Raw genomic sequence first — 25,350 nt, forward strand, 5'->3', positions numbered from 1 at the left:
CGGAGTTATCGAATCAGGCGCTCGTCGACCAGACTCTTCACCACGCTCGGGTCGGCCAGCGTGGAAATATCACCGAGCTGATCGGGCTGGTTCTCACCGATCTTGCGCAGGATGCGGCGCATGATCTTGCCCGAGCGCGTCTTCGGCAGGCTAGGCGCCCACTGCAGATAGTCCGGCGTGGCGATGGGGCCGATCTCCTTGCGAACCCAGGCGACCAATTCCTTGCGCAACTCATCGCTGCCCTGCTCGCCGGCCACCAACGTCACGTACGCATAGATGCCCTGGCCCTTGATCTCGTGCGGACAACCGACCACCGCTGCCTCGGCCACCTTGGGGTGAGAGACCAGTGCGCTTTCCACTTCCGCCGTACCAATGCGGTGACCTGACACGTTGATCACGTCATCGACGCGGCCGGTGATCCAGTAATAACCGTCTTCATCGCGACGCACGCCGTCGCCGGTGAAATAATTGCCCGGATACGCCTTGAAATAGGTATCGATGAAGCGCTCATGGTCGCCGTACACCGTGCGCATCTGGCCGGGCCAGGAATCAGTGATCAGCAAATTGCCTTCACAGGCGCCTTCCAGCACTGATCCGCCTGCATCGACTACAGCGGGCTTGACGCCAAAGAACGGCAAAGTCGCCGAGCCTGGCTTGGTGTCGATAGCGCCGGCCAGTGGCGTGATCAGGATGCCGCCGGTTTCGGTCTGCCACCAAGTGTCGACGATGGGGCAACGCTCGTCACCGATCACACGGTGATACCACTCCCAGGCTTCCGGATTAATGGGCTCGCCGACCGAACCGAGCAGGCGCAGGCTGGCACGCGAGCATTTCTTCACCGGCCCCTCACCTTCGCGCATCAGCGCGCGGATGGCTGTCGGTGCGGTGTAGAACAGGCTGACCTTGTGCTTGTCCACCACTTGCCAGAAACGGCTGAAGTCCGGATAGTTCGGCACACCGTCGAACATCACCGTCGTCGCGCCGTTGGCCAGCGGACCGTAGACGACATAACTGTGGCCGGTCACCCAGCCGACGTCGGCGGTGCACCAATACACATCGTCCTCGCGCAAATCGAAGACCAATTCGTGCGTGAAACTGGCATACACCAGATAGCCGCCAGAGGTGTGCAACACGCCCTTTGGCTTGCCGGTGGAGCCAGAGGTATACAGGATGAAAAGCGGATGCTCCGCTTCCACCGGTTCGGCCGGACAATCGGCGGATTGCCCTTCCATCAGCACGTGGTAATAGCGGTCGCGAGGCGACTGCATCGGCACCGCCGATCCAGTGCGCCGCACCACGATGACTGTCTCGACACTGTTCGTACCCGGCCGTTCCAGCGCCGCATCCACATTTGCCTTGAGCGGGATCTTCTTGCCACCGCGGACGCCTTCATCGGCGGTCACCACCACCTTGGCCGTGGAATCGGCGATGCGGCCGGCGAGCGAGTCCGGCGAAAACCCGCCAAACACCACCGAATGAATGGCGCCGATGCGTGCGCAAGCCAGCATGGCCACGGCAGCCTCGGGAACCATCGGCATATAGATTGCCACGCGATCGCCCTTGCTGACACCCAGGTGCTTGAGCGTGTTGGCGAACTTGCACACTTCGGCGTGCAACTCGCGGTAACTGATGCGGCGCGATTCGTTCGGATCATCGCCTTCGAAGATGATCGCCGTCTTGTCCCCGCGCGTGGCCAGATGGCGATCCAGACAGTTGGCCGAGACATTCAGCAGGCCATCGTCGTACCAGCGGATGTGCAAGTTGTGCGGATCAAAAGAAACGTCGCGAATGCGCGTCGGCGCTTTCGACCATTCCAAGCGTTCGCCGATGCGGCCCCAGAAACCTTCAGGATCCTCGACCGACTCGGCATACAGCCGCTCATAGTCAGCCTTACGTAGACGCGCCTTGGCGGCGAATGCGGGATCGACCGGATAGACCTTGGACATAGTTGCCTCCTGCTCGCCGCTCAACCGGGAGCGCACTCGATGGAACACCGCATGACAGGCTGCGGCATCAATCGTCCGAGTGTAGCGTTCAGGCGGCTAAACCGCCAAAGCTGCAGTGCAGCATTCACCCTTGTGGAGGTCGTTGGCGTTGCGGTTTGCGCATCAGCTCGATGGAAGGCTCCGGCCGCGCGTTAGCCTCGATGCGTGCTTGCACAAACGCCAAGGTTGTCGCGATGGCGCCTGCAAGACCCAGCACCAGCCACCATGCCATCGCGCCGGGGCTATGCCGTGTGCTGCACAAAAACCATGACAACAGCGTTGCAGCAAGCAATAACCAGCGCATGACAGTCCTCCTCATTCCGGGCGCTATGTATCCATGATAAGGCGGGCCCCGCCGCAGAAATGCGACGCCATCGCCAGCCCAGCGCGCGCTTGCCCTAAGATGAGTGACCAATCAAGCCATGCGGGGAAGTGGAACGATGGCAGACCAGGATCCGTCCGCCGCGAAAGCAGCGCGCTTGCGGTTCACGCTTCTGGATTTCTTCGACTGGTTCGCCATCGGGCTGGATCATTGCAAGCCGATCCGCGTCTCGTTGCTAGTCCTTGCCTTTGCGACGATCGTGGTGAGCAACGTTGACCAGGCCAACGAGCTGTTCCTGATTGCCATGTGGGCCGATCCCAGCAGTGCCAGATACATCTCGCTGCTGACCACCAGCGCCATCGCGGGCGCGGCCGTTTGGTACACCGCCCACTATGCCTACCGCCTGATCTACCCACGCTGGCCGTCCCTGCAGGACATCCGGGCCGAATCCCTGCGCCGATGGATTCCCCTGATCCTGGGCACCCTCGTACCTTTGCTCGTGCTGTTCGGTTACCTGATGGCGCTGCGAGAGACACCGCATCCCACCTGCAACACGCCCGAACAATGCCATCGGCGCGATTTGCGTGTGACAGGGTTGCTGGCCGAAGCGGCTGTCATGTTCATGATCTTCATCGGGCGCCGCTGGCTTCTGCAATGGCGAGCCGGGCATCCCATACCGGAAAAGCGCGTCGCCACGATGGCCGCGCTGGGCATGCTGCCGCTAAGCATCTTCCTCGCCACCCTGATCTTGAACGTCCTGCTGATGGTGCTGGTGGTGATACAGCCGCGCCAGTTCGACGGTATGGGATCGCTGGCGGTGCTGCTGATCGCCGGCAGCTTCTTCTGTATGAGCGGAGGATTCCTGTGCATGCTCGCGGATCGCCGCGGTGTGCCCCTGCTCAGTCTGCTGGCATTGATGGCAACCAGCCTGCACGCGATGCATCTGAATGACAACCATCGCGTTCGCCAGTATCCGTTGATGAGCACACATCAGCGCCCGGCGCCGCCACCGGCAGATAACCGACCGACCTTTGAAAGCTATGCGCGTGCATGGCTGCAAAGCCGCTGCATGCCGCAACGCGCGTGCCCGGTGATCATGGTGTCGAGCGAAGGCGGCGGTCTGCGTAGCGCTGCGTGGACCGCGATGGTGTTGAGCCGTTTCACCGCATTGGTCGATCAGGCATTGCCTCCCAATGGCGGCGAGCCCATGTTCGAGCGCTACTTGTTCGCAGGTAGCGGCGTATCGGGCGGCAGCCTTGGCCTCGCTGCCTATGTCGCGGCACTGCAAGTGACACCCGCGACAGGCGAACTCGCGCAGAAGCGCACCGAGCATATGCTAAACCACGACTTTCTGGCGCCTGTGATGGCCAATGCGTGGTTTGTCGATTTCACCCAGCGCTGGTTGCCAGGTGCCTTGTTCGACGACCGCGGACGTGCGTTGACCCGGGCATTGGAACAAGCCGCGCAGGAACAGAACATAGATGTTTTTGCGCGACCGTTTTCCGCCCTTTATCAACACACCGATGGCAGCGTAGCAACCACCAGTCCCGCGCTATTCCTCAACAGCACTACGGTCGGACAGGGATGGCGTTTTGTGCAGGATCCGTTCCGTCCCTTCACGAAAAGCCCCTGGACCACGGCGTACGACGGCTCACGCTGGCTCGATCCGCGCGTGCCGCTCAGCGAAGTGGTACTCAATAGCGCGCGCTTCACCTATCTGAGTCCTGCAGGCACCCTGCAAACTGCCGCTGCGCCCGGCCAACCGCTGCCGACGCCGGCCGGATTCCAGCTGGTTGATGGCGGCTATTTTGAAAACTCCGGCACCACCACTTTGCGCGAAATCATCCAGCGCTTGCGCATCATTGCAGCGAAGCAGCAACAACCGTTGCAGATCATCGTGCTGCACATCAGCAACGATCCGAGCTTGCACGACTTTGTCGATGCGCACGATCCCACTCAGCCGTTGCCGCTTTATTCCGCCGCCTGTCCGCGCGTGCCAAGTCCCACCGAGCAGGCGAGCTACGGTGAGGCGACGGCGCCGATCGTTGCGCTGCTCGATACGCGCGATGCGCGCGGTGAATACGCTCGCGCCGAATTGCTGTCTTCGCTGGCTATTCAGCCAGCTGATCCAGGCAACGGCGACATCCTGTGGCATATGCGCCTTTGTCCCGGCAATTATCCGCTGCCACTGGGATGGACCATCTCGCCGCCGGTCTTCGACGAGATGCATCGCCAGCTCGAACAGAATTATCCGCTGGCCACCATGGCGACGTGGCTTGGACAACAGTTGCGTGATGCGATGTAAGCGCGAGTGTCGCGCCGATTGAGATCGCCTGCGCGCATCATGATGGCATGGCTGATCTTCCTCACGCATTCAAGGGACGTGGTGCGGCTTCCAATCCGGAAGGGCGCTTCGAAACCATCCGCCATCACACGGAGGACGATGGCTGGCAGCATGCCATGCTCGATGAAGAGCAACTGCGGCCCAGCACGGAAGTAACGGAAGAACGCGCACGCAGCGTCATTACTCACAACGATTCGCCGGATATCCATTTCACGCAAGCGATGAATCCGTATCGCGGATGTGAGCATGGGTGCATCTACTGCTTCGCTCGGCCGAGCCATAGTTATCTCAATCTATCGCCCGGTCTCGATTTCGAAACCAAATTGCGCGCGAAGAGCAATCTCGCCGAAGTGCTGCGGGCAGACTTGGCAAAACCAGGTTATCGCGCCAATCCGATCAACATTGGCAGCAATACCGATCCCTATCAGCCGATCGAAAAACGTTGGCGCCTGACCCGCGCAGCATTGGAAGTGCTGGCCGAATGCCATCACCCTTGCACCATCGTTACCAAGAACGCGATGGTCGAACGTGATCTGGACATCCTGGTTCCGATGGCGCGCCAACACCTGGTGCAGGTGCTGATATCGGTCAATTCACTGGATAACCATCTCGCCGCAAAGCTTGAACCGCGTGCGAGTGCACCCCATCGGCGTATCAAGGCGATCAAGACATTGGCCGAAGCCGGCGTGCCGGTGGGTGTGCTGGTTGCGCCGATCATTCCCGCTTTGAATGACCGCGATATGGAAGCGGTGATGGAGCAAGCCGCTGAGGCTGGCGCATCCTGCGCGGGGTACACCGTGTTGCGCTTGCCCTACGAATTGAAGGCGCTATTTCGGGAGTGGCTTGAATTGCATGCGCCGCAGCGTGCAGCGCATGTGATGAGCCTGGTCCAGCAAATGAACAGCGGACGCGATTACGACAGCAACTTCGCTACGCGGATGCGTGGCCAGGGTGTGTTCGCGGAATTGTTGCGGCGGCGTTTTGAGATTGCCTGTCGACGTCACAACTTTGGTCGTGCGCGAACGTTGCAATTGGATACGTCGCGTTTTATTCCACCGCGAAAACCATCGCCCCAAGGCGAGTTGTTCTAAATCTTGCGATTCTTGCGCTTACGACTCCCTCCCCTGCTTGGCAGGAGAGGGAGTTTCAGATCGAAAGACCTGATTACTGCGGCGGCAGATACTTCTCAAACCAATTCAACGCGCGTTGCAGCACATCGCGTTGATTGACTGGGTTGTAGAAGTGGTGTCCTTCATTTGGATACACCACCAGCGAAGTCGGCACGCCAAGTGCGCGCAGCGCATGCCAGTACTCGAACGACTGCGGTGCCGGACATTCCGCATCGCGCTCACCGACCACGATCAACGTCGGCGTTTTCACCTTCTTGATGAAGTTGATCGCCGAGCTCTTCGCATAAACCGCGGGATCGTCGTACACCGAAGCGCCGAAGAACGGAATCATCCATTGATCGATCAGGTTCTGTCCGTAATAGCTCTGCCAGTTCGCGATGCCGGCACCCGCCACCACGGCGCGGAAGCGCTGGGTCTGTGTCGGTACGAACATGCTCATGAAACCGCCATAGCTCCAGCCGGTCAGGCCCAGGCGGTGATCGTCCACCGGCACCAACTTCTCCACTGCATCCACGCCGGTCAACGTATCGCGCAGGTCGCCGTAGCCGAAATCTTTGCGGTTGGCCTGTACGAACGTCTCGCCTTCACCGAAGCTGCCGCGCGGATTGGTCATGAATACGAAATAGCCGAGCGCGGAGAACGGCGCAGCACCGTAGCCCACGGACGGCCAATGCGGCATCACCGCTGACGATGGACCGCCGTGAATATTGACGATCATCGGATAGCGCTTGGTCGGATCGTAATTGGCCGGATAGAGCAGCCAACCCTGGACATGGAAACCTTCGTTATCCCATTCCACCGATTGCGCCTTGCCCCAGCTCGGCTTCAGCCCGGCGTTGATGGACGTCACGGCAGACGGTGCCTGATCACCGACAGCACCGGCATAGACTTCAGGTGCCACGTCGAACGACGATTGCGCGAAGGCGATGTAGTGATGATCAGCCGACAAAGAAAGCGAAAGCTCCGCCGTTCCATCGCCGATATAACCCGGCGCAGTGAACAGTACGCGTTGCTGCTGTGCCTGATCTGCCTGGACGGTGTATTCCGCGACTTGCGCGTGCCCGTTGTTCACCTGACTCACCAGCATGGATTGCGGTGAGCTCCAGCTGAACCAGGCCGGCGTCACATGAATACCGGGTGTGAGGTCGACCGGTGCGCCGCCGTGCGCCGAAACACTGTAGAGGTCGCCGCCGGTAGCGCCCTGGTCGCTCATCAGGCCACCGATGAAAGCGATGCGCGATCCATCCGGCGACCAGCGCGGCAATGCGATCTGCAAGCCATGCAAGGAGCCGCTGACCGTATGAGGATCAACCAGCGCTGTGCGCGTTGCACCCGACGTGGCAGCTTGCACGTAAAGTTGCCCGACCCACCAGTTATTGTCGCCCGGCGGCGGTGCGGCGACGTAAGCCACGCGCTGGCTGTCCGGTGCCCAGCTGAACTCGTACACATAAGTGTCCGCTGGGGTCAGCAACTGCAGCGCACCACCTTGTGCAGGCAGGGTAGCGATGCGTTGCACTTCGATGCCTTCGACTCCAATTTCGCCTAAGGCGGGTTTGGCTGCGGCCAATGCGCTGGCGCGGCGAGTGGCGCCTTCGACATACAAGAAGCCCAACGACTTGCCGTCCGGTGCCCAGCTCAGCGCATCCACATAACCATGAAGGTTCGACAGACGCGTCGGCTTGCTCTGCGATTGCGTGTCGAGCACATAGATATCGGGCTGCTTGCTGCCCATCGTGCCGGTGGCGCCAGCGCAGGTGGAAAGAAAAGCCAGATGCTGTGAATCGGGCGCCCAGGCCATTCCGTATTCGCTGCATACGCCCGGCTTGGCTGCCAGACCGACATTGTGCGCGTGCTGACCATGGGCATCGGCCAGCACAATGCCGGTTTTGCCATTCGTGTCCACCACCCAAGCCAGCTGTTGGCCATCCGGAGACACGGCGACTTCACTGATGTTGCGGACCTTGCCCAGCTGGGTAAGCAGGGACTCGATACGCGGATCGGTCGCGCCGCTGTGCGTATCGGCCATGGCGGCAGGAGCGAGCAGGGCGGCTAACAAGGGCAGAAAGAGGCGGGTTGGTTTGAACATGGCGACGATCCGCGAACACAGGAAGGCACTCACGCTAGCAGGCCCGGCAAGCGCTGCTCATGTGCAGGATGGCACCCGCGGCACCCTCTAAGCAGGCAGGAAGGGATGCGGACGGCGCACTAAGCCGCGCCAGCCTCGATGGCCCAGCCAGCAGAGGAACGCCAGCACCATCAGCCGGCCAGCGAGCACGAATGCGGCGATGGAGTAATCAACAACTTGGGAAGCATCGACCCCGGCACTGACCCCGGTGCCGATGCCCAGCAGGACAAAGGTCGTACCGGCCGCCGGGCCGGTTACCCAACCAGGCAAAGCGCGGCCTCCAAGTGTGGCGAGCGCAAAGGCCGGAGCGAATGCGAGCGCTGTGATTTGCTCAAGTATCGCCGACAACCCATCGCTGATGTTCGGATGACGTAGAACAGCGGCAATGCACAACACCACCGCAAGAAGCAACTGCAAACACAGCGTAGGCAACAGACTCGCCTGCAGCAGATTTTTGATCAGCGTCGGGCCACGACCCAGTCCAGGCAGAAGCGCCAGGATGGAAAGTTCGGCATTGGCCTTTAGCCAGCGCTGTTGCATCAGGGTGGCGGCGAAAAGACCGAGAAACAGGCTAGTTAAGCTGAACAGCCAAGCGATGCCATAAAACGGAAATGCGCGCCATAGATCCAGCAACTGCTCCGGAAACAACAGGTACAAAAGAACAAAGAACACCGTTATCGGCAGCGTCACAAGCATGCATAGCCAAAGCGCGTGATGCCGGGTCTTTGGCACCAGCCACCCGCCCAACAAAATGCGCAGGCTGTGCCGCGGATACTGGGGCCCGCTGCCACGCACATCGGCGACGGCTCGCTTCCATGCAGGCTGGGAGGTGCCACGCTCGTCATTTTCAGCACTCCGATCCCAAATCCTCCAGCCAGCTCCGCCATATCGGGCCATGCGTTGAGTCCGCACCACCAGAGGGGTACCAAAGTTCAACCGATAGGGATTGGCTCTGCGCAGCTGATACCACCATGCAACGGCGATGGCGACTACAAGCACCGCCGCGGCCACCCACAGGTGAGTGACAACCAGCGATACAGGGTGGTGAAAACGGGGCAGCACGGAGATGAAAAGGGAAGGCATCAGCATGGTGGTGATGATGAAAGCCCTTGGTAAAACACCGCCGGCAACGCCTATGACCAGACATAGCACCTGAAATGCGACCACTATCGAAGGCGGACCGCCTGCGATACACAAGATCATGGAAGGGATGGCGATCAACAGCACCGAATAAAACAGCATCCCAAGAACGATCGCGTATTGAACTTTGGGCAAGCGCAATTGCTTTGCATCGATCGCCAGCAGCAAACAAGGCGCTAGAAAGCCGATGCCAATCAGATACTGGCCGAACGCTGAAAAAAGCGATGGAACCCAAACAGGGGGAGCCCCTGGCTGATAACGTTGCAAAGCGGTTGCCAGCGCCAATAACAGCACCATGACAACCACCATGGCACAACGCGAGCCAGCGGAAGTTGCACGCAGAGGCATCTTCAGCACCGTTGCCATATTCATTCGGCAATCTCCACGAACAGATCTTCCAGGCCGAGCACATCGATGCGTGCGCCAAGCAGCGTGGACGCCTCCGGCCAATGCCCTTGTTCATCGCGCGCGACAACCAGGCTCAGGCTGCCATCGTCATGGCGGCGCCGGCTCAAGCTTTGCGCTGGCGCGGCCGCCGTCATTTTCGCTGGCAGCCATAAGCGCCCGTAGCGTTCTTTCGTGTCGTCCACGCCACAATGCAGCAGCACTTTGCCTTCGTGTAGAAACGCCACTTCCGAGGCAACGCGCTCCAGATCGGAAACGATGTGAGTGGAAAACAGTACCGTCGTGCCCGATTCGCCGGCACGTAGCGCGAGTTCGCGTAGCAATTCGCGGCGTGCAACGGGATCGAGCGCGGCTGCAGGTTCATCCAACACCAGCAATTCGGGCTGCGAGGCGAGTGCGCGAATCAAATCTACGCGCTGGCGCTCGCCCGGTGACAACTTGGCCAGCAGGCGGTTGGGCTGGATATCCCAGCGTTGCAGCATCTTCTTTGCGAATCCTGCGTCCCAGTGCGGATAAAAACGGCCGACGAAGTCCAGCATCTGCTCAGCCGTCAGCCATCCCAGCGCTTCGGGTTGTTGCGGCACGTACGCGATACGTGACTTCGCGTCGTCGCTGAGCTTCAGCGCGGACTCGCCAAAGACGAATGATGAACCCGACAACGGTTCAAGCAATCCCAGCATGGCGCGAATCAGTGTGGATTTGCCGGCACCATTGCGTCCGATCAAACCGAGCACGCTGCCCGATGTCAACGCAAGATCCACACCGGTAAGCACGTTGCGGCCCTCATAGCAGTGCACTAGGCCCTGGGTGATCAGTGGCAAAACCGGTGCCTTAACAACGTCCTGTCGAACAGCGTTCATGTCAGTCCCCCAGCAATTTGGCCAGCCGGCGCAATACGGGCTCGGCGGGCAGTTCCAGTTCATTGGCGTGACGCGCCAGTTCCTGCAGTTGTGCTTCCAGCAGCGCCATGCGCTGGCTTTCGCTTTGCACTGCCTTGCGCGTGGCGGCTACGGCCATGCCTTTGCCGCGCAGGCGTTCAAGCAGGCCCTCGGCTTCGGCGATGCCGTAGGCGCGCGATACGGTCATCGGATTAACGGCATGGAAACCGGCCACATCGCGGACCGAAGGCAGCAGCTCGCCCGCGGTCAGCTGGCCGCTGGCGATGAGGCGGCGCAACTGCTCGACGATCTGGCGATAGATCGGTTCAGGTGCGTTGGGTTGTATGGTCAGTAACGAGGCATCCATGTGTATTAATACAACAATACACATGGGGCGCAGTCAAGCATGACCGGTGGCACAGTCCGGTCGCCGTCATCTGCATCCCTTACAATTGGCCCATGAGAATTGCTTCATGGAACGTCAACTCGCTTAACGTGCGCATCCCGCACCTCACCCAATGGCTCTCGGACGCGCGGCCAGACGTGGTGGCGTTGCAGGAAACCAAGCTGGAAGACGCGAAATTTCCGGTGGATGAGCTGGCTGCCGCGGGTTACCAGGCTATCTATGCTGGCCAGAAAACCTACAACGGCGTGGCCATCCTGGCGCGCAACGACATGGGCCTCGTGTTTGAGGACGTCATCACCGACATCCCCGGGCTGGACGACCCGCAGCGGCGCATCCTTGCCGCCACGGTCGGCGGCGTGCGTGTGGTGGATTTGTACGTCGTTAACGGCAAGGCGGTGGGCGACGAGAAATACGCCTACAAGCTGCACTGGCTGGAGCGCGTTCACGCCTTCCTGGCGCAGGAGATCCAGCGGCATCCCAAACTGGTGGTGCTGGGCGACTTCAACATCGCTCCGGATGATCGTGACCTGTACGACCCGGTGGCCTGGGGCGAGGATGTGCTCTGTTCCCCGCCCGAGCGCGCGGCCTTGAAAGCCATCACGGATCTGGGCCTGCACGACAGCTTCCGGCTTTTTGAACAGGAAGGTGGGCACTACAGTTGGTGGGACTACCGACAGGGTGCTTTCCGGCGCAACATGGGTTTGCGCATCGACTTGATCCTGCTCGGCGATGCCCTGAAATCGTCGGCCAAGGCCGCCGCCATCGATCGCGAACCGCGGCGCTGGGAACGGCCTTCCGACCACACCCCGGTCACAGTGGACCTGGATATCTGATGACGACGACCACCAACAAGGCAGATTGGCCCAGTTCGCTGGATGACAGCGAACTCGACGAACTCGATAACTATCTGCGCGCCCACGCGCAGGATGGCCACCTGCTGCTCGACGGCGTGCACGGCTTGCTCAGCGCGATCGCTGTCGGCCCCATACGGGTATTGCCCGAAGAATGGCTGCCCGAAGTACTGCACGAGCCCTTTGCCGACGAAGATGAAGGCAACCGCGTGTTGGCGCTCCTGGCCAAGCTCAACGATTCGATCAGCGCCGAGCTGGATGTTGACGCCTACGAGCCCATCCTCGGTGAGGTGGAAACCGAAAGCGGCCCGGCGCTTTCCGCTGCCGGCTGGTGCGAAGGCTTCAGCCGCGGCATCGACCTGCGCGCGGGTCTGTGGGAAAAACGCCTCGCCGACGATCCGTCCCTGATGGAAGTGCTCGGCCCGGTGATGGCCCTGGCGGTGGACGAAGGCATCCTCAGCGCCGAAACCGAATTCGAAAAGCTCAATGACGAGGAGTATGACGACTGCCTGGCGCAGCTTCCGGCCGTACTCGCCGCCGTCAACCATTACTGGTCCGGAAACCCTGCGACGGAAGCAGAACTCGACGCACTCAATCACACCAACCAGTCGAAACAGGAACAGACCCCGCCGCCGCGTCATCGCAGCGGGCATTGGGTGCATTGATGGGAGGCGCGTTTTTCGCGCGCTCCCCATTCGCTTTCGCTCAATTGCGCGTCATCGTGATCGAGAAACAATCCGTTCACCTCACGCATCTTGGGTACAGACCACAACACAACCATCATGTGCTCCAGATCCTTCTCTCAGGAGCCAAGCCATGACAGAGCGCAGCATCCGCCGCCGCATCCGCGGCACTGACACCTCCGACGGTGCGGGGGTGAAACTCAAGCGCATCATCGGCCAGCCCGGCCTGGATATGCTTGATCCCTTCCTGTTGCTGGACGAATTCCGTTCCGACCAGGCGGGTGATTACATCGCCGGTTTTCCGGAGCATCCGCATCGCGGCTTCGAGACCGTTACCTACATGCTGGCCGGCCACATGCAGCACGGTGACAACCACGGCAACCGCGGCGATCTGACGCCCGGCAGCGTGCAATGGATGACCGCCGGGCGCGGCATCCTGCATTCGGAAATGCCACAACAGGAAAACGGCCTGATGTGGGGCTTCCAGCTGTGGGTAAACCTGCCGTCCAAGGACAAGATGACCGCGCCGCGCTATCAGGACATTGGCCCGGACCGGATCCCTGTGGTTCACCCGGCCGATGGGGTGACGGTGAAGGTCATTGCCGGCAGTCTGGGTGACGCTACCGGTCCGGTGTCAGGGATTGTCACTGCGCCGGTCTACCTGGACATCGCGGTGGAACCCGGCGCCAGCATCGAAATCCCGCTGCCGGAAGGCCACCACGCTTTTGCCTACGTGTTCGATGGAACCGATGCCCAGGTGGCGGGTGAGAAGCTTTCCCGCAGTGAGCTGGCGGCGCTGTCCAAGGGCAGCAGCGTACGCATTGCAGGCCGCGAAAGCCCGGCCCGCGTGCTTTTGGTGGCCGGTCAGCCGCTCAACGAACCCGTCGCGCGCTACGGCCCGTTCGTAATGAATACGCCGGAACAGATCCACGAAGCGATCGCCGATTTCCGCGCCGGCAAGTTCTGACAGCCCTCAGCTTTAGCCCATCCATCGCCCTGCCGATAGAGATATCGGTGGGGCGATATTCGTTCAGGGGACATGGCACGAACGATGCACCATTTCTGTCGACCGAAGCTGTTAAAAGTGTTTAACAGACAGGGGGTTGCGAAGCAGGGTGTTTCGCCGTTAAATAAAGATTAATCCAAGCGCACTCATGTGCCTGTACAATCCTGCTTCGTGAAAATTTCAGAAACCGCAGCTAAATAATTGTATTAACTGATTATGACCGTCCTGACACTCAGCCTGATCATCGCCCTTCTCGCCCTCGCGGCGGTTGCGATCAAGCGTGTGCCGGCCGGTCAGGTGCATAGCGTCTATCGCCACGGCAAGCCCATTCGTCTGCTGCAACCCGGCACCCATGTCGTGCTGCCGCTGGTGGATCGTGTAGGGCACCGCATCGATCTGGGCGGCCGCACGCTGCGTTTCGATGCGTCGTTGGCCGAAGCCGAGCCGCTGCACGGTACGGTCTACTGGCAGGTGCTGGAGCCTGAGCGTGTGGATGCCGTGATCGATCAGGCCGATCAACTCATTCGCACCGGTGTGATCGATGCCCTGCGCACCGATGCCGCCTCCAATCAGGATGACGAGCGCCGCGAAGTGGCTGCTCGCCTCAAGTCCCGCCTTAACCAGCGTCTGCGCGATCGCGGCGTCATGGTGACCCGCGTGGAACTGGAAGCCGCCTGAGCAACAACCTATCTGGCCAGGTCGCCTGAAGAAGCACCGGCACAGGGGAACCTGAAAAGTATCGACCCGCTCCGGCGGGTCTTCTTTTTAAGGGCATTGAAAAGCGCACCTTAGCCTCGGCGTCATTCCGGCGAAGGCCGGAATCCATTTTCAGCGCTCGGCGCGAACCGCCTAGGCAACTTTGTATCCTGCGGCTTCCGATTGGAAATGGATTCCGGCCTACCCCGGAATGACGCTGACGGAGACTGGAGATCCGCCGAAAATGAGCGTTCTCCCTGGATGAACCTGTTGCCCGGAAAGGCACCCAACAATGGACCTCCGATGACCGACCGCAACACCCTGCAAGCCCAACTCGAACAGGGTATCGATGCGCTCGGCCTGCAGTTGCCGGCCGATGCCGTGCCGCGACTGCTCGATTACCAGGCCTTGCTCACGCGCTGGAACGGGACCTATAACCTCACCGCCATTCGCGATCCGGCAGAGATGGTGAGCCGCCATCTGCTGGATTCGCTGGCCATCCTGCCCTTCGTGCAAGGCAACTCGCTGGCCGATCTCGGCACCGGTCCCGGTTTGCCTGGCATTCCGTTGGCCATCGCCGCGCCAGGCCGGCAGATACTGTTGGTCGATTCCAATGGCAAAAAGGTGCGCTTCCTGCGCGAGGCGATCCGCTCGCTCAAGCTGGAAGGCGTACGCGCCGTGCAATCGAGGGTGGAAGAGGTGGATGGCCAGTACGACTGCGTGACAGCGCGCGCGTTTGCCAGTCTGGCCGACATGCTGGGCTGGGGCGGCCATCTGCTGGCCCCTCAGGGCATCTGGCTGGCGATGAAAGGCAAGTCGCCGGACGACGAGCTTTCCGGTGTGCCGGATGGTTTCACGGTCAACGGCATTCACGCTCTCGATGTACCTGGGCTGGGGGCCGCGGAGCGTCATCTGGTCGTGCTTCAGCGAAGCTAAGCGCCATCACGGTCCTGCAGACCGGAAAGCCCTCAGCACGGCAGGTTTTCGAGGTTTGAGTCCACAAACTGGTAATCTAGCCCCCCTCTCTAACACGCACGGTACCGGACGAGACATGGCCCGTATCATCGCTGTCGCCAACCAGAAGGGTGGCGTCGGCAAAACTACAACGGCTGTCAATCTCGCTGCAGCGCTCGCTGCGGCGAAGCGCAAAGTGCTGCTGGTCGATCTGGATCCGCAGGGCAATGCGACCATGGCATCGGGCGTGGACAAGCGCGAAATTCATCCCAGCGGCTGCGAAGTCCTGCTGGGTGAAGCGCCGATCGAGCAAGCCATCGTCACGACCGAAGCGCACTACGATCTGCTTCCGGGCAACGGTGATCTCACCGCCGCCGAATTGAAATTGATGGACGCGCTGGCGCGCGAAAACCGGCTCAAAGAGCAGCTGGCGAAAGTGGCGCACAAGTACGACACCATCCTGGTCGATTGCCCGCCTACGCTGCATTTGCTCACCGTCAACGCGCTTACCGCTGCGGATGGTTTGCTGATTCCCGTGCAGTGCGAATACTTTGCGCTGGAAGGTCTTTCCAGTCTGCTCGACACGGTCAAAGCCGTGCGTCAGCACCTTAATCCGCAACTGGAAATCGAAGGCCTGCTGCGCACCATGTACGACGTGCGCAACAACCTCGGCAATGAAGTGTCAGCGCAGCTCACCCAGCATTTCGGCGACAAGGTGCTGCGCTCTATCATTCCGCGCAACGTGCGTTTGGCCGAAGCGCCCAGCCACGGTCAGCCGATCCATCTCTACGACCGCAGCTCGCGCGGCGCGATTGCCTATATCGGACTCGCCGGCGAGATCATCCGCCGCGAACGCGGCTCGACGGCCGCCGTGGCAGCGCTGCACGCCATGCATGGTGACGCGCCCGAGGAATCGTTGGAAGCCTCGGCACATCTTGATCAGGAATAGAGCCTATGTATGGTCTTGGCGTGGCCCACGCCGGGATCTGTTTGCCTGACGGGCAAGGAGGAACGAAGGCGTGTATGTCGATACACAACTGAGAGAGGACGCAGTCCGGCGGGCAAACAGACCCGGCCCTTCGGGTTGCCACGGTGCGTCCACCATGCGGCAGCGCGCAGCTTGGTTTGCCAGCCAGGCAAGCGCTGCGCCGCGCACTACCACTTGGCGGACGCACCGTGACAACGCGGGCTACGCCAAGACCATACATAGGCTCTAGGCATGTCAGCAGCTAAGAAACGTGGTTTGGGACGTGGACTTGACGCCCTGCTTGGCGGTGGCGATACCGGCACTCCGTCAGTGGTCGAACAGGAAGGCGAGCTGCGCTCGCTGCCGATCCAGTACATCCAGCCCGGCAAATACCAGCCGCGCCGCCACTGGAACGACGAAGCGCTGGACGAGCTGGCCGCCTCGATCAAGGCCCAGGGCCTGATCCAGCCGGTGGTGGTGCGCGCGATCGGCAAGAACAGCTACGAGCTGATCGCCGGTGAACGCCGTTGGCGTGCCGCGCAGCGCGCTCAGATGAGCGAGATTCCCGCGCTGGTGAAGGACGTGCCCGAAGTGGCCGTGCCGGCGATGGCCCTGATCGAAAACATCCAGCGCCAGGACCTCACGCCGCTGGAAGAAGCCGACGCCATCAAGCGCCTGATTGACGATTTCGACCTCACCCATCAGCAAGCCGCCGATGCGGTGGGCCGTTCGCGCGCTGCCGTCTCCAACATGCTGCGCCTGATCGATTTGCCGGCGTCGATCAAACGCCTGCTGGACGATGGCAAGCTGGAAATGGGCCACGCCCGTTGCCTGCTCACCTTGCCCGAATACCAGGCCGAATCGCTGGCGCTGGAAGCGGCGCGCCATAACTGGAGCGTGCGCGAGCTGGAAGACGCTGCCCGCAAGGCGCAGACAGCGCCCAAGGGCAAGGCCAAGAGCGCGCCGGCGCGCGATCCGAACGTCGATGCACTGGAACGCGAACTGGCTGAGCGTTTTGCCACCAAAGTCGAAGTGGCTCATGGCCGCGGCGGCCGCGGCAAGGTGGTGATCCACTACCACAGCAATGACGAACTGGAAGGGATTCTGGGCAAGATGCGTTAACGCGCTTGTCCACCCATGACGAGCAAAAAGCCCTTTCGTCATTTTGTCTTTAATCGCAACTAACCTTTTCCGTTTCGTTCCAACTGCATACGCAAGACTCAAGGCCCAGCCCCATGCCGCAACTCTCCGTCGTCGTGCCCGTCTTCAACGAACGCGACAACATTCCGCCGCTACTCGCTGAAATCGCCACGGCCCTGCGCGGCAAGCTGGATTTCGAGATCGTCTACGTGGATGACGATTCCAGCGACGACAGCCGCGCCGTGTTGAATGCGCAGAAAGTCAGCTATCCGGAATTGCGCGTGCTGCACCATGTGAGCCGCAGCGGCCAGAGTACCGCCGTGTCGAACGGCGTGCGTGCCGCGCGTGCGCCTTGGATCGCCACGCTGGATGGTGACGGCCAGAACGATCCGGCCGATATTCCCAAGTTGCTTGCCGCGCGCGATGCGGCGGATCCTGACGTCAAGTTGTTCGCCGGCTGGCGCACCACACGTCGCGACAGCTTCAACAAGCGTATTTCCTCCAAGATCGCCAACGCCGTGCGATCTCGCATGCTGCGCGATAACACGCCCGACACCGGTTGCGGCCTCAAGCTGTTCGAGCGCGAAGTGTTCCTGCGTCTGCCGTACTTCGACCACATGCACCGCTATCTGCCTGCGCTGGTCAAGCGTGCGGGATTCCGCAGTCAGAGCGTGCCGGTGGGACATCGCCCGCGTACCGCCGGCACCTCCAAGTACGGCATGCTCGATCGCCTGTGGGTCGGCGTGGCTGACCTGCGCGGCGTGGCGTGGCTGATGCGCCGGGCCAAGGTCACGCGCGTCGAGGAACTCTGAACATCATCACGCCAGTTGAATGACTGAGGCGTATGCTTGACGTTCGTAGTTCCGTACGGGAGGCCGTCCGTGAGTATTGCCGTCAAGCGCGTCTACGAACCTGCCGCCAAGTCGGATGGTTATCGGGTACTGGTCGACCGCGTATGGCCGCGTGGCCTGAAGAAAGAAGATGCAGCGCTCGATATCTGGGCGCGCGATCTGGCGCCGAGCACTTTGCTGCGCAAGTGGTTTGGACACGATCCTGCTCACTGGGAAGGTTTCCGCCATCGTTACGCCAGCGAGCTGGATAAACACAAATCACTTTGGCAGCCGCTGGTGACTCAGGCCGAACGGCATCGCGTCACCTTGTTGTTCGGTGCGAAGGACGAGGAACACAACCAGGCCGTTGCGCTGAAGATGTACCTGGACACTTGGCTCAAGGCGAATGGTCTGCGCTAGAGCGTTGTTCCGGGTCACGGCGAGCCCATAGCCAAATAGGTTCGGGTAAGCGTCAGAGCGTCCCGACCGACGTGCGATTCAGCGCCCGCTGGGATTCCAACTGCTCAACGCCTCGCGCATCTTCCCGCGTCCGAGCTCGACCAATTCACGCGCACGATAGAACTCGTATGCGCTCGACACATTGCGCGCCAACTGCACCAGCAGGTCCGGCTGGTATGCGGCCAGACGCAGACGCGAGAGATTGGCTTGCATCAGATCGATCGATTGCCCAAGCAAATCCAGTGCGCCGTGCTCTTGCGTTCGGGGGTCCATCGATTTTCCATCGCCGCCCGGCAACAACCGGCTGAGCAGCCGGCCAATACCACGCTTGCTGGGCGTGTCACCCGCTGAAATCACGACCGGCAGGTTGGTATCGGTGGGTCCGTCGATGCTCACGGCAATCAGATAATCCGCTGGATCGCGAATGAGCGGCGTCACCGGCACAGGATTGAGCAACGCGCCGTCGACCAGCAATCGTCCATCGATGACGTGCGGACGGAACAGCGTGGGTATCGCGATCGAGGCCCGGATCGCGTCGAACAGTGAACCACGCGTCAGCCACACTTCGCGTTCGCGCTCGATATCGGTGGCGACGGCGGTGAAGGCGATCGGCAAATCTTCGATGCTGGTGTCGCCGATCAATTCCAGCATGGTGCCGATGATCTTCTCGCCCTTGATCAGGCCGCCACCGGCAAAGGAAAACGACCAGTCCACCAGCTTCAGCACATCGAACTTATCGAGCGAGCAGACCCAGTCGCGATAGACATCGAGCTTGCCCATGGCGTACACGCCGCCGATCAGCGCACCCATCGAGCAACCGGCGATCGCGGTGATCTCGAAACCTTGTGCCTGCAGCTCCTCGATCGCGCCGATATGCGCCAACCCCTTCGCGCCGCCTGCGCCGAGCGCCAGCGCAACCGTGGGCTTGCGCGGTGTTTGCGCGGTGGCAACTTCAGAGCGGAGATCGGTGACAGCCATCTGCGGCATGGTAGCGCGGGATGGTCGGAGATGGATTACCGATGGTGCCGCGATCTATTTCACTCTCTACGTGCGCAATAGTAGAGGTAAAGGCATGTCCTGCCTCACCGTCGTCCCGGTGAAGGCCGGGACCCAGCGACTTTGGTGCGGAAAGATACTGGGTCCCGGCCTTCGCCGGGACGACGGTGAGGTACTAAGCGACGTTTCAGACAGTTGCGCAGACAAAATTCTGCGGGGAAGTCGCCGACTCGCCTTACTGATACCCACCCAACGCCAGCTGCAGCATGATCTTCATTTCCTCACGCAACGGCAGTGGCGCCACGATTTCAGCATCCGGTCCGTACTTGAGCACGTCCATCAACAGCTCGCGCGAATTGGAATAAGGCAGCTGCAGTTCGTAGCGGCCATCCGGCAGCCAGGTGCCTTTCTGCTGCGAATGCCAGTGTTCGTCGGCCACCCAGCGGGCGGCATGCGCTGAAAAACGAATCGTCGCCCACGCTTTGGGTTTACCGGCGAAGATGCCGTAGCTCGAGGCCAGCAGCTCGTTCAGATCGCTTTCTGCGACGTCGGTGGCCGCGCCCTCCAACGTATGCGGATCGGCAATGCGATCCACCGCAAAACTCCGCAGGGCTTCGCGATCGTGATCCCAGGCGTCCAGATACCAGTTGTCGCGGTAGTGCGTCAGGCGCTGCGGCGACACCGTGCGCTTGCTCTCGTTGTTCGTGGTGCGCGCGCGATACAGGAAGCGCAGTTGCTTACGGTCGAGCACGGCGCCCGCTGTAATGCGGAACACCTGCTGGTCCAGCTTGCGCTCGCCCCATGGAATCACGCGGATGCGTTCCACCGGCAACGCCTTGCCACTGGCGCGGTCGGAGAGCAGGTGCTCGATGCGTGCCTTGAACGGCGCCAGCGCACCGGCCAGCACGCCGGGGCCGCTGCGCCCGATCAGTTCGTTCAGGGCCAGCAGGGCGGCCAGTTCGTCTGAAGTCAGCCACAGGCCAGGCAGTTCGAAGCGTTGCCCTTCGGTGGCTTCGTAGCGGAAGGCGGCGTGTTCGCCACCTGCGCTTTCGATCGGCGCCCCAAGGGCGTCGCGCAGAAAAGCCACGTCGCGGTACAGCGTGGCTCGCGAGCACTCAAGCTCGTCCATCAGTCTGGGCAGCGGCACCGGGTAGTGGGCCGACTTCAGCAGACGGTGCAGGGTAAGAATGCGCTCGTAGCGATCCATGTCGAGATTCGGCAGACGGGTTTGTGTAGCATGAGGACGCAACGTGACGCCCGCAAGCGTGCGTGCGGACTTTCCCCGGTCCCTATGGTTCAACCGCCCTATCCATCGCAGTCGGTCGACGGCGCCCTGGAAACCCCGCAAATGGGGTTGGCGCCTATGCTTCTGGAGGCCCTGGCCCTGTGTGGCTACGGGCTATGGATGTTGCTTGGCCTGGCGCTGGCCCTGGGGATCTACAGTGCCGGCCGTGGCGACGCGCTGGTACCGCTGGCGCTGGGCTGCGCCTTTGTCAGCACGGGCCTGCTGGCGGCTGTACTGCGGTTACGCGTCATGCCTGAATGGCATGGCTGGCGCATCGGCACCACGCAGCGCCCTACCCGCGAGGCGCTGCTGGCCCTGGCGACCTACCTGCCCATGCTGGGTCTGGCCGGCCTGGCCCGCGGCGATGACGGCTTCTGGGCCACGCGTCTGATCAGCGTGGCGCTGATGGTGTGCAGCTTCTCCTGCCTGGTGACCAGCGCCTACGGTTATCGCACCCGTCGACTGGCCAGCCAGGCCGGGATTGCCATGCAGTTACCCGCCAGCCGCTTGCTGGCAGCGTGGTACTGCGGCGGCCTGTGGCTATGGGTGTGCGTGATCTTCCAGGCCAACCTCAGTGGCGGCGCGGTCGAACCGCTGCCGTGGACGATCAGCCTGCTGCTGATGGCGATGCTGCTGGGCCTGGTGGACGGACTGGGCTGGCAATCGCTACGGGCGCCGGGACTGGGCGGGCCGCGCCAGCGCGTTCATGGACTGCAATCGCGGCGTTTTCTGGCCGCGCTGTTCATCTGGGTAATCCCCTGCCTCAGCCTGTTGCTGGTACCCCAGTTTCAGGGTGGACGCTGGCTGGCGCTTTGCGCGGCCACCGCCTGTGTCGTCGGCAAAAGCATGGAATTGTGGCTCTACGACTTCGCCCTGACCCGCCAGGCGGTGGCCCGCGCGGCTGAGCCCGTGCCGCTATGGCCGCGTGATCGGCTATAAGACCGATCCAAATATTCACTAAAGATTCAAGCCGAGCCATTAAAGTGGCCCGTTCAACAGCTTTTTAACATTAGGACGACACAGCGATGAAAAACATCCTGATGACCGGTCTGGCGCTTGCCACCCTGGCCACGTTCGCTGCCCAGGCACAGGACACCTCCTCCGGCGTACAGACCTCCTCGGGCACCTGGACTGGCTCGGGCGAATTGGGCTTTGCGTCAACGACCGGCAATTCCCGCTCGCAGAACATCAACGCGAAACTGAAACTCCATCAGGAAACCAATCAGTGGAAGAACGACTTCTTCGCTGATTGGCTACGTACCAAGGGCCAGGTCACGGTAGTCAATGCCGCGGGCAACTCGTACAAGCAATTGGACACGACGGCCAGCCGCTACGACTTTGGCGCTTCGGCCGGCTACAAGCTCGATCCACGCAGCTACATCGTGGCTGCCGGCCGCTATGACCACGACGACTTTGCAGCGAACCGCTGGCAAGGCACGGTCTCGATCGGTTACGGATACATGGCTTTGAAGACGGATCGCACCCAGCTTTCCTTCGAAATCGGTCCGGGTTACACCGAGTACCAGCCGGCCACCGGTTTCGTGACCATCAATAACGAAGAGGTGTTGTACAAGGAGCCTCGTCAGAGCCAAGCCGTGGCGCGTGGCCTGATCAACTACAAGTACCGCATCACGGACAACACGTCTTTTGAAGATACGTTCCTGACCGAAGCGGGTAGCAAGAATACCTACCTGCAAAATGATGCCGGCGTTGCCGTCAGCATGACCAAGAAACTTGCCATCAAGGTCGGTTTCCAGGTGCGTCACAACAGCGAAGTGCTGCCGGGTATCCGCCGCACCGATACGCTCGCCACCACCAATCTGGTCTACAACCTCTGACAAAACGCGCCTCGCGCGGCTCTGTCATCGCAAACCTCCCCGTGTGCAAACACGGGGAGGTTTTTTAGTTCTTCGCGAATATGATGATCATGAGTAGCACGGCAAGCGATGATTGAATGCGTTCAACGCGCTTGCGATACACCACACTAAGAATGAAGTAGCGCCGCTGCGCCCTGCGCCAACAACGCCTGCGCTACGGCGTTACCCAGTGCGACAGCATCGTTGCTGCTGGCCGCCGCTTCGGTGACCAGCAAACGTCCGCTGGATACATCGCCCACCATGCCGCGCAAGTGCAAGCCGTGTTCGGTGACGGTACACCATGCACCCACGGGCACCGTGCAACTTCCGCCGAGTGCCTGATTCATCACTCGCTCGGCGGTGATCGCCAGTCGCGTTTCGGCATCGTCCAGCACGGCGAGAGCTTCGAGTACGAAGGGTTGATCAGTGCGAGCTTCGATGGCAATGGCAGCCTGACCTGGTGCTGGCAGCCAGGTGGGTGCGCTTAGACGACTGCGAATGCGACTGTGCAAACCCAGCCGTTCGAGTCCTGCACAAGCTAGCACGATGGCTTCGTAATGGCCGGCATCGAGCTTTTGCAAACGAGTGCCGACATTGCCGCGCAGATCGAGCAATTCCAGATCGGGCCGCACAGCGCGCAGTTGTGCTTGCCGCCGAAGCGACGAGGTGCCGACACGTGCGCCGAGCGGCAACGCGGTAAGGTCGGAGTAGTCGTTGCTGACAAAGGCATCGGCGGCGTCCGCACGCGGCAGGATTGCCGGCAGTGTGAAACCCGGTTCCAGTTCCGAAGGAACATCCTTCAGCGAATGCACGGCAAGATCGGCGTGACCTTCCAGCATCGCCACTTCCAGTTCTTTAAGGAACAGGCCCTTGCCACCGATGGTCGCGAGGGATTTATCGAGGATTTCGTCGCCACGCGTCGATAGCGGGACGAGCTCCACTCTCAGCCCCGGGTGCGCCTTGCACAGCAGATCCGCGACGTGCTCAGCCTGCCAAAGGGCAAGCGCACTTTTGCGTGTAGCAATGCGCAGGGTGGAAATCGTCATGACAACTCCAGGGGAACGGTTGCCGCCATTGTCGCGCACTTAAGGATGCTCTGATTCGTTCTGCGCAGAATGGATCAGAGCATCCTTAGCCCAGGCGCAGCAGCTTGCGCAGCGCAGGCAGATTGCGGCGGCTCACTTCCGGACTGAAATCGGTGCCGGCCAGGCGTGCCAGCACGCGGCCGTCAGTCAGGGTTTTCAGGCCAATCAGGCGATGCGCAGGCACCAGGCAGTTGCGATGCAGGCGAATCAGCTGGTCCGGATAGGTTTCTTCGAGCTGGCGCAGCGATTCGTCCAGGAGCAGCTGGTCGCCGCTACGACGGGCGATGACGTACTTTTCCTCGGCCAGCAGGCAGATCACTTCATCCAGCGCCATGCGTACCGGCTCGCCGCGGACCCGCGCATGCAACCAGGCGACATGCTCTCGCGGTTGGGCATCCAGCCGCTGCCGCACACGCTTGAGCGCGTCGCGCAGGCGCTCCACCCCTACTGGTTTCAACAGATAGTCGGTCGCACCGAGATCAAAGGCATGCACAGCATGGGCTTCGTATGCCGTACAGAACACGATTTGTGGACGTGTCCGATTGGCCAGCCGTGCTGCCAGCGCTTTGCCATCCAGTCCGGGCATATTGATGTCGAGCAGCAACACATCCGGTTGCGTTTCGGACAGCACGCTAAGCGCGGTTTCGCCATCGCCCACGCTGCCGACGATGTCCACGTCATCGCATTCTTTCAGCAAGGTCGCCAGGCGCGCACGCGCCAGTGGTTCGTCATCGACGATCAGCACGCGCATGGCGCACCTCCACCGGCAACTGCAGCGTCACCACGAAACGGCCGTTCTTCGGTCCCGCCTCCACGCTGGCGCGCGGTCCAAAGTGATAGGCGACACGCTGGCGGACATTGTTCAAGCCATGCCCGCTGCCGCCGGTGCCAGAGGTGTCGGTAAGCGGGTTGTCGATCTCGATCAACATCATGGGTCCCTCGCGCTTGCCGCGAAGGATAATCTCTCCGCCTTCTCGCAAGGGCTGGATGCCGTGGCGCACCGCGTTTTCCACCAGCGGCTGCAACAGCAGCAGGGGCAGTGCGGCATCCAACGGCAGATCGTCAAGCTCGCGGCGCACGTGCAGGCGATCTCCCAGGCGCAATTCCTCAATGGCTAGGTAGCGCTCGACCAATTGCAGCTCGTCACCCAAGGTCCGGGTATGCGTGTCGTCATGCCCGAGTGCCGCGCGAAACAGCTCCGAGAGATTTTCCACCGTACGTTCGGCGGCTACCGGGTCGACCCGCACCAGCGCGGCCACCGTATTCATGCTGTTGAACAGGAAATGCGGGCGAATACGCGCTTGCAGGGCTTCCACCTTGGCATGCGACACAGCGGCCAGCCGTGCCTGCCACTCCGCCAGCACGTAGAAGTAACGCAGCATGGCGGTGCCGAGAAGCGCGGCAATCAGGGCGTTGTCGCGCACGAAAACGTTGGGACCGGAAAAGATCAGCTGCATCTCCAGCACCTGATCCATCCACTGTGCCAACCAGCTACCCAACGTCACGATCGTTACCATCACCAGCCACACGCCGGCATAGGGCAGCAGGCCCGGTAACCGCAGCAACCACGGCCGCAACTTGCACAAAGCCACGCCAATCACCATCGCCAGCCATTCGACGAACAGCATGCCGACGCTGTAGCCACGCCAACCGCGCGTGCTTTGCGGCGCCAGCCACGCCAACGTCACGCACAGTGCGCCGACGACCAGCAAGGCGGAGATCACCGGCAGGCTGCAGAAATCCGGTAACGGACTGTGCGATTCGGAGGGTGTTTTGTCAGTCGATACTGGCATGCGGACAAGTATGC

General features: G+C 61.3%; 24 protein-coding genes. 13 read left to right on the forward strand and 11 right to left on the reverse strand.

The window, feature by feature from the left end:
* Positions 1-5: 5 nt before the first annotated feature.
* Complete coding sequence (acs, locus tag ISN74_RS20620) at positions 6-1,946, reverse strand: acetate--CoA ligase (protein WP_188795967.1); 1,941 nt, start codon at positions 1,944-1,946, stop codon at positions 6-8.
* A 124-nt stretch (positions 1,947-2,070) separates the two neighbouring features.
* Complete coding sequence (locus ISN74_RS20625; RefSeq protein WP_188795969.1) at positions 2,071-2,289, reverse strand: hypothetical protein; 219 nt, start codon at positions 2,287-2,289, stop codon at positions 2,071-2,073.
* 136 nt (positions 2,290-2,425) lie between these two features.
* Between ISN74_RS20625 and ISN74_RS20630 the strand changes: the two genes are divergently transcribed.
* A complete protein-coding gene (locus tag ISN74_RS20630) occupies positions 2,426-4,612 on the forward strand; it encodes a hypothetical protein (RefSeq protein ID WP_188795971.1) in 2,187 nt (728 codons plus the stop codon).
* A gap of 47 nt (positions 4,613-4,659) precedes the next feature.
* The gene (locus ISN74_RS20635; RefSeq protein WP_188795973.1) at positions 4,660-5,742 is read left to right on the forward strand and encodes a PA0069 family radical SAM protein; all 1,083 of its coding nucleotides are present in this window, start codon (positions 4,660-4,662) and stop codon (positions 5,740-5,742) included.
* 73 nt (positions 5,743-5,815) lie between these two features.
* On the opposite strand, the gene ISN74_RS20640 is transcribed toward ISN74_RS20635, so the two are convergent.
* The 4 genes from ISN74_RS20640 to ISN74_RS20655 form a co-directional block, all read right to left on the reverse strand.
* Complete coding sequence (locus ISN74_RS20640) at positions 5,816-7,867, reverse strand: S9 family peptidase (protein WP_188795976.1); 2,052 nt, start codon at positions 7,865-7,867, stop codon at positions 5,816-5,818.
* A gap of 87 nt (positions 7,868-7,954) precedes the next feature.
* Complete coding sequence (locus tag ISN74_RS20645) at positions 7,955-9,496, reverse strand: hypothetical protein (RefSeq protein WP_203546665.1); 1,542 nt, start codon at positions 9,494-9,496, stop codon at positions 7,955-7,957.
* Positions 9,415-10,311, reverse strand: a complete 897-nt coding sequence (locus ISN74_RS20650) for an ABC transporter ATP-binding protein (RefSeq protein ID WP_188795980.1) — start codon at positions 10,309-10,311, stop codon at positions 9,415-9,417. Before ISN74_RS20650 ends, ISN74_RS20645 begins: the two co-directional genes overlap by 82 nt.
* Before the next feature lies 1 nt (position 10,312).
* The gene (locus ISN74_RS20655) at positions 10,313-10,696 is read right to left on the reverse strand and encodes a GntR family transcriptional regulator (RefSeq protein ID WP_188795982.1); all 384 of its coding nucleotides are present in this window, start codon (positions 10,694-10,696) and stop codon (positions 10,313-10,315) included.
* Between the two features lie 92 nt (positions 10,697-10,788).
* On the opposite strand from ISN74_RS20655, the gene xth reads away from it, so the two are divergent.
* From xth to ISN74_RS20700, 9 genes are all read left to right on the forward strand, one after another.
* A complete protein-coding gene (gene xth, locus ISN74_RS20660; protein ID WP_188795984.1) occupies positions 10,789-11,568 on the forward strand; it encodes an exodeoxyribonuclease III in 780 nt (259 codons plus the stop codon).
* A complete protein-coding gene (locus tag ISN74_RS20665) occupies positions 11,568-12,251 on the forward strand; it encodes a YecA/YgfB family protein (RefSeq protein WP_188795986.1) in 684 nt (227 codons plus the stop codon). The genes xth and ISN74_RS20665 overlap by 1 nt, the downstream gene beginning before the upstream one ends.
* A gap of 151 nt (positions 12,252-12,402) precedes the next feature.
* Positions 12,403-13,236: a pirin family protein gene (locus ISN74_RS20670; RefSeq protein WP_188795988.1), complete on the forward strand. Its 834-nt coding sequence runs from the start codon at positions 12,403-12,405 to the stop codon at positions 13,234-13,236.
* A 255-nt stretch (positions 13,237-13,491) separates the two neighbouring features.
* Positions 13,492-13,953, forward strand: a complete 462-nt coding sequence (locus tag ISN74_RS20675) for an SPFH domain-containing protein (protein WP_188795990.1) — start codon at positions 13,492-13,494, stop codon at positions 13,951-13,953.
* A 321-nt stretch (positions 13,954-14,274) separates the two neighbouring features.
* On the forward strand, positions 14,275-14,907 hold the full coding sequence (gene rsmG, locus ISN74_RS20680) for a 16S rRNA (guanine(527)-N(7))-methyltransferase RsmG (RefSeq protein WP_188795992.1): 633 nt from the start codon (positions 14,275-14,277) through the stop codon (positions 14,905-14,907).
* A gap of 115 nt (positions 14,908-15,022) precedes the next feature.
* Entirely contained in the window at positions 15,023-15,874 is an 852-nt protein-coding gene (locus ISN74_RS20685; RefSeq protein WP_188795994.1) for a ParA family protein, read from the forward strand.
* A gap of 270 nt (positions 15,875-16,144) precedes the next feature.
* Positions 16,145-17,014, forward strand: coding sequence for a ParB/RepB/Spo0J family partition protein (locus tag ISN74_RS20690; RefSeq protein WP_188795996.1), 870 nt, complete (start codon positions 16,145-16,147; stop codon positions 17,012-17,014).
* Between the two features lie 113 nt (positions 17,015-17,127).
* Positions 17,128-17,844, forward strand: a complete 717-nt coding sequence (locus ISN74_RS20695) for a glycosyltransferase (protein ID WP_188795999.1) — start codon at positions 17,128-17,130, stop codon at positions 17,842-17,844.
* A gap of 69 nt (positions 17,845-17,913) precedes the next feature.
* Positions 17,914-18,282 (forward strand): DUF488 domain-containing protein, encoded by a 369-nt coding sequence (locus ISN74_RS20700; RefSeq protein ID WP_188796001.1) that lies wholly within the window; start codon positions 17,914-17,916, stop codon positions 18,280-18,282.
* A 78-nt stretch (positions 18,283-18,360) separates the two neighbouring features.
* Here the strand turns inward: ISN74_RS20700 and ISN74_RS20705 are convergent, their stop codons facing one another.
* Entirely contained in the window at positions 18,361-19,299 is a 939-nt protein-coding gene (locus ISN74_RS20705) for a patatin-like phospholipase family protein (protein ID WP_188799410.1), read from the reverse strand.
* 253 nt (positions 19,300-19,552) lie between these two features.
* Positions 19,553-20,524 (reverse strand): helix-turn-helix transcriptional regulator, encoded by a 972-nt coding sequence (locus ISN74_RS20710; RefSeq protein ID WP_188796003.1) that lies wholly within the window; start codon positions 20,522-20,524, stop codon positions 19,553-19,555.
* 156 nt (positions 20,525-20,680) lie between these two features.
* Here ISN74_RS20710 and ISN74_RS20715 point away from each other — a divergent pair, with 156 nt between their 5' ends.
* Both ISN74_RS20715 and ISN74_RS20720 read left to right on the forward strand, forming a co-directional pair.
* Positions 20,681-21,541, forward strand: a complete 861-nt coding sequence (locus tag ISN74_RS20715) for a hypothetical protein (protein ID WP_188796004.1) — start codon at positions 20,681-20,683, stop codon at positions 21,539-21,541.
* An 86-nt stretch (positions 21,542-21,627) separates the two neighbouring features.
* Positions 21,628-22,440, forward strand: a complete 813-nt coding sequence (locus ISN74_RS20720) for a DUF481 domain-containing protein (protein WP_188796006.1) — start codon at positions 21,628-21,630, stop codon at positions 22,438-22,440.
* Between the two features lie 146 nt (positions 22,441-22,586).
* Here the strand turns inward: ISN74_RS20720 and hemC are convergent, their stop codons facing one another.
* The 3 genes from hemC to ISN74_RS20735 form a co-directional block, all read right to left on the reverse strand.
* Positions 22,587-23,498 (reverse strand): hydroxymethylbilane synthase, encoded by a 912-nt coding sequence (hemC, locus tag ISN74_RS20725; protein WP_229679177.1) that lies wholly within the window; start codon positions 23,496-23,498, stop codon positions 22,587-22,589.
* A 91-nt stretch (positions 23,499-23,589) separates the two neighbouring features.
* On the reverse strand, positions 23,590-24,294 hold the full coding sequence (locus ISN74_RS20730; RefSeq protein WP_188796010.1) for a LytR/AlgR family response regulator transcription factor: 705 nt from the start codon (positions 24,292-24,294) through the stop codon (positions 23,590-23,592).
* On the reverse strand, positions 24,272-25,336 hold the full coding sequence (locus ISN74_RS20735; RefSeq protein ID WP_188796012.1) for a sensor histidine kinase: 1,065 nt from the start codon (positions 25,334-25,336) through the stop codon (positions 24,272-24,274). Before ISN74_RS20735 ends, ISN74_RS20730 begins: the two co-directional genes overlap by 23 nt.
* Between the last annotated feature and the right edge of the window lie 14 nt (positions 25,337-25,350).

Origin of the sequence: Dyella caseinilytica (assembly GCF_016865235.1) — a bacterium.
Lineage (GTDB): Bacteria > Pseudomonadota > Gammaproteobacteria > Xanthomonadales > Rhodanobacteraceae > Dyella_B > Dyella_B caseinilytica.

Coding starts and splice junctions, on each gene's coding strand:
- ISN74_RS20735 (WP_188796012.1), bottom strand. CDS start 25,336: ATGCCAGTATCGACTGACAAAACACCCTCCGAATCGCACAGTCCGTTA.
- ISN74_RS20730 (WP_188796010.1), bottom strand. CDS start 24,294: ATGCGCGTGCTGATCGTCGATGACGAACCACTGGCGCGTGCGCGCCTG.
- ISN74_RS20650 (WP_188795980.1), bottom strand. CDS start 10,311: ATGAACGCTGTTCGACAGGACGTTGTTAAGGCACCGGTTTTGCCACTG.
- ISN74_RS20715 (WP_188796004.1), top strand. CDS start 20,681: ATGCTTCTGGAGGCCCTGGCCCTGTGTGGCTACGGGCTATGGATGTTG.
- ISN74_RS20625 (WP_188795969.1), bottom strand. CDS start 2,289: ATGCGCTGGTTATTGCTTGCTGCAACGCTGTTGTCATGGTTTTTGTGC.
- ISN74_RS20685 (WP_188795994.1), top strand. CDS start 15,023: ATGGCCCGTATCATCGCTGTCGCCAACCAGAAGGGTGGCGTCGGCAAA.
- rsmG (WP_188795992.1), top strand. CDS start 14,275: ATGACCGACCGCAACACCCTGCAAGCCCAACTCGAACAGGGTATCGAT.
- ISN74_RS20720 (WP_188796006.1), top strand. CDS start 21,628: ATGAAAAACATCCTGATGACCGGTCTGGCGCTTGCCACCCTGGCCACG.
- ISN74_RS20655 (WP_188795982.1), bottom strand. CDS start 10,696: ATGGATGCCTCGTTACTGACCATACAACCCAACGCACCTGAACCGATC.
- ISN74_RS20640 (WP_188795976.1), bottom strand. CDS start 7,867: ATGTTCAAACCAACCCGCCTCTTTCTGCCCTTGTTAGCCGCCCTGCTC.
- acs (WP_188795967.1), bottom strand. CDS start 1,946: ATGTCCAAGGTCTATCCGGTCGATCCCGCATTCGCCGCCAAGGCGCGT.
- ISN74_RS20630 (WP_188795971.1), top strand. CDS start 2,426: ATGGCAGACCAGGATCCGTCCGCCGCGAAAGCAGCGCGCTTGCGGTTC.
- ISN74_RS20635 (WP_188795973.1), top strand. CDS start 4,660: ATGGCTGATCTTCCTCACGCATTCAAGGGACGTGGTGCGGCTTCCAAT.
- ISN74_RS20710 (WP_188796003.1), bottom strand. CDS start 20,524: ATGGATCGCTACGAGCGCATTCTTACCCTGCACCGTCTGCTGAAGTCG.
- ISN74_RS20675 (WP_188795990.1), top strand. CDS start 13,492: ATGACCGTCCTGACACTCAGCCTGATCATCGCCCTTCTCGCCCTCGCG.
- ISN74_RS20690 (WP_188795996.1), top strand. CDS start 16,145: ATGTCAGCAGCTAAGAAACGTGGTTTGGGACGTGGACTTGACGCCCTG.
- ISN74_RS20670 (WP_188795988.1), top strand. CDS start 12,403: ATGACAGAGCGCAGCATCCGCCGCCGCATCCGCGGCACTGACACCTCC.
- ISN74_RS20695 (WP_188795999.1), top strand. CDS start 17,128: ATGCCGCAACTCTCCGTCGTCGTGCCCGTCTTCAACGAACGCGACAAC.
- ISN74_RS20665 (WP_188795986.1), top strand. CDS start 11,568: ATGACGACGACCACCAACAAGGCAGATTGGCCCAGTTCGCTGGATGAC.
- xth (WP_188795984.1), top strand. CDS start 10,789: ATGAGAATTGCTTCATGGAACGTCAACTCGCTTAACGTGCGCATCCCG.
- ISN74_RS20705 (WP_188799410.1), bottom strand. CDS start 19,299: ATGGCTGTCACCGATCTCCGCTCTGAAGTTGCCACCGCGCAAACACCG.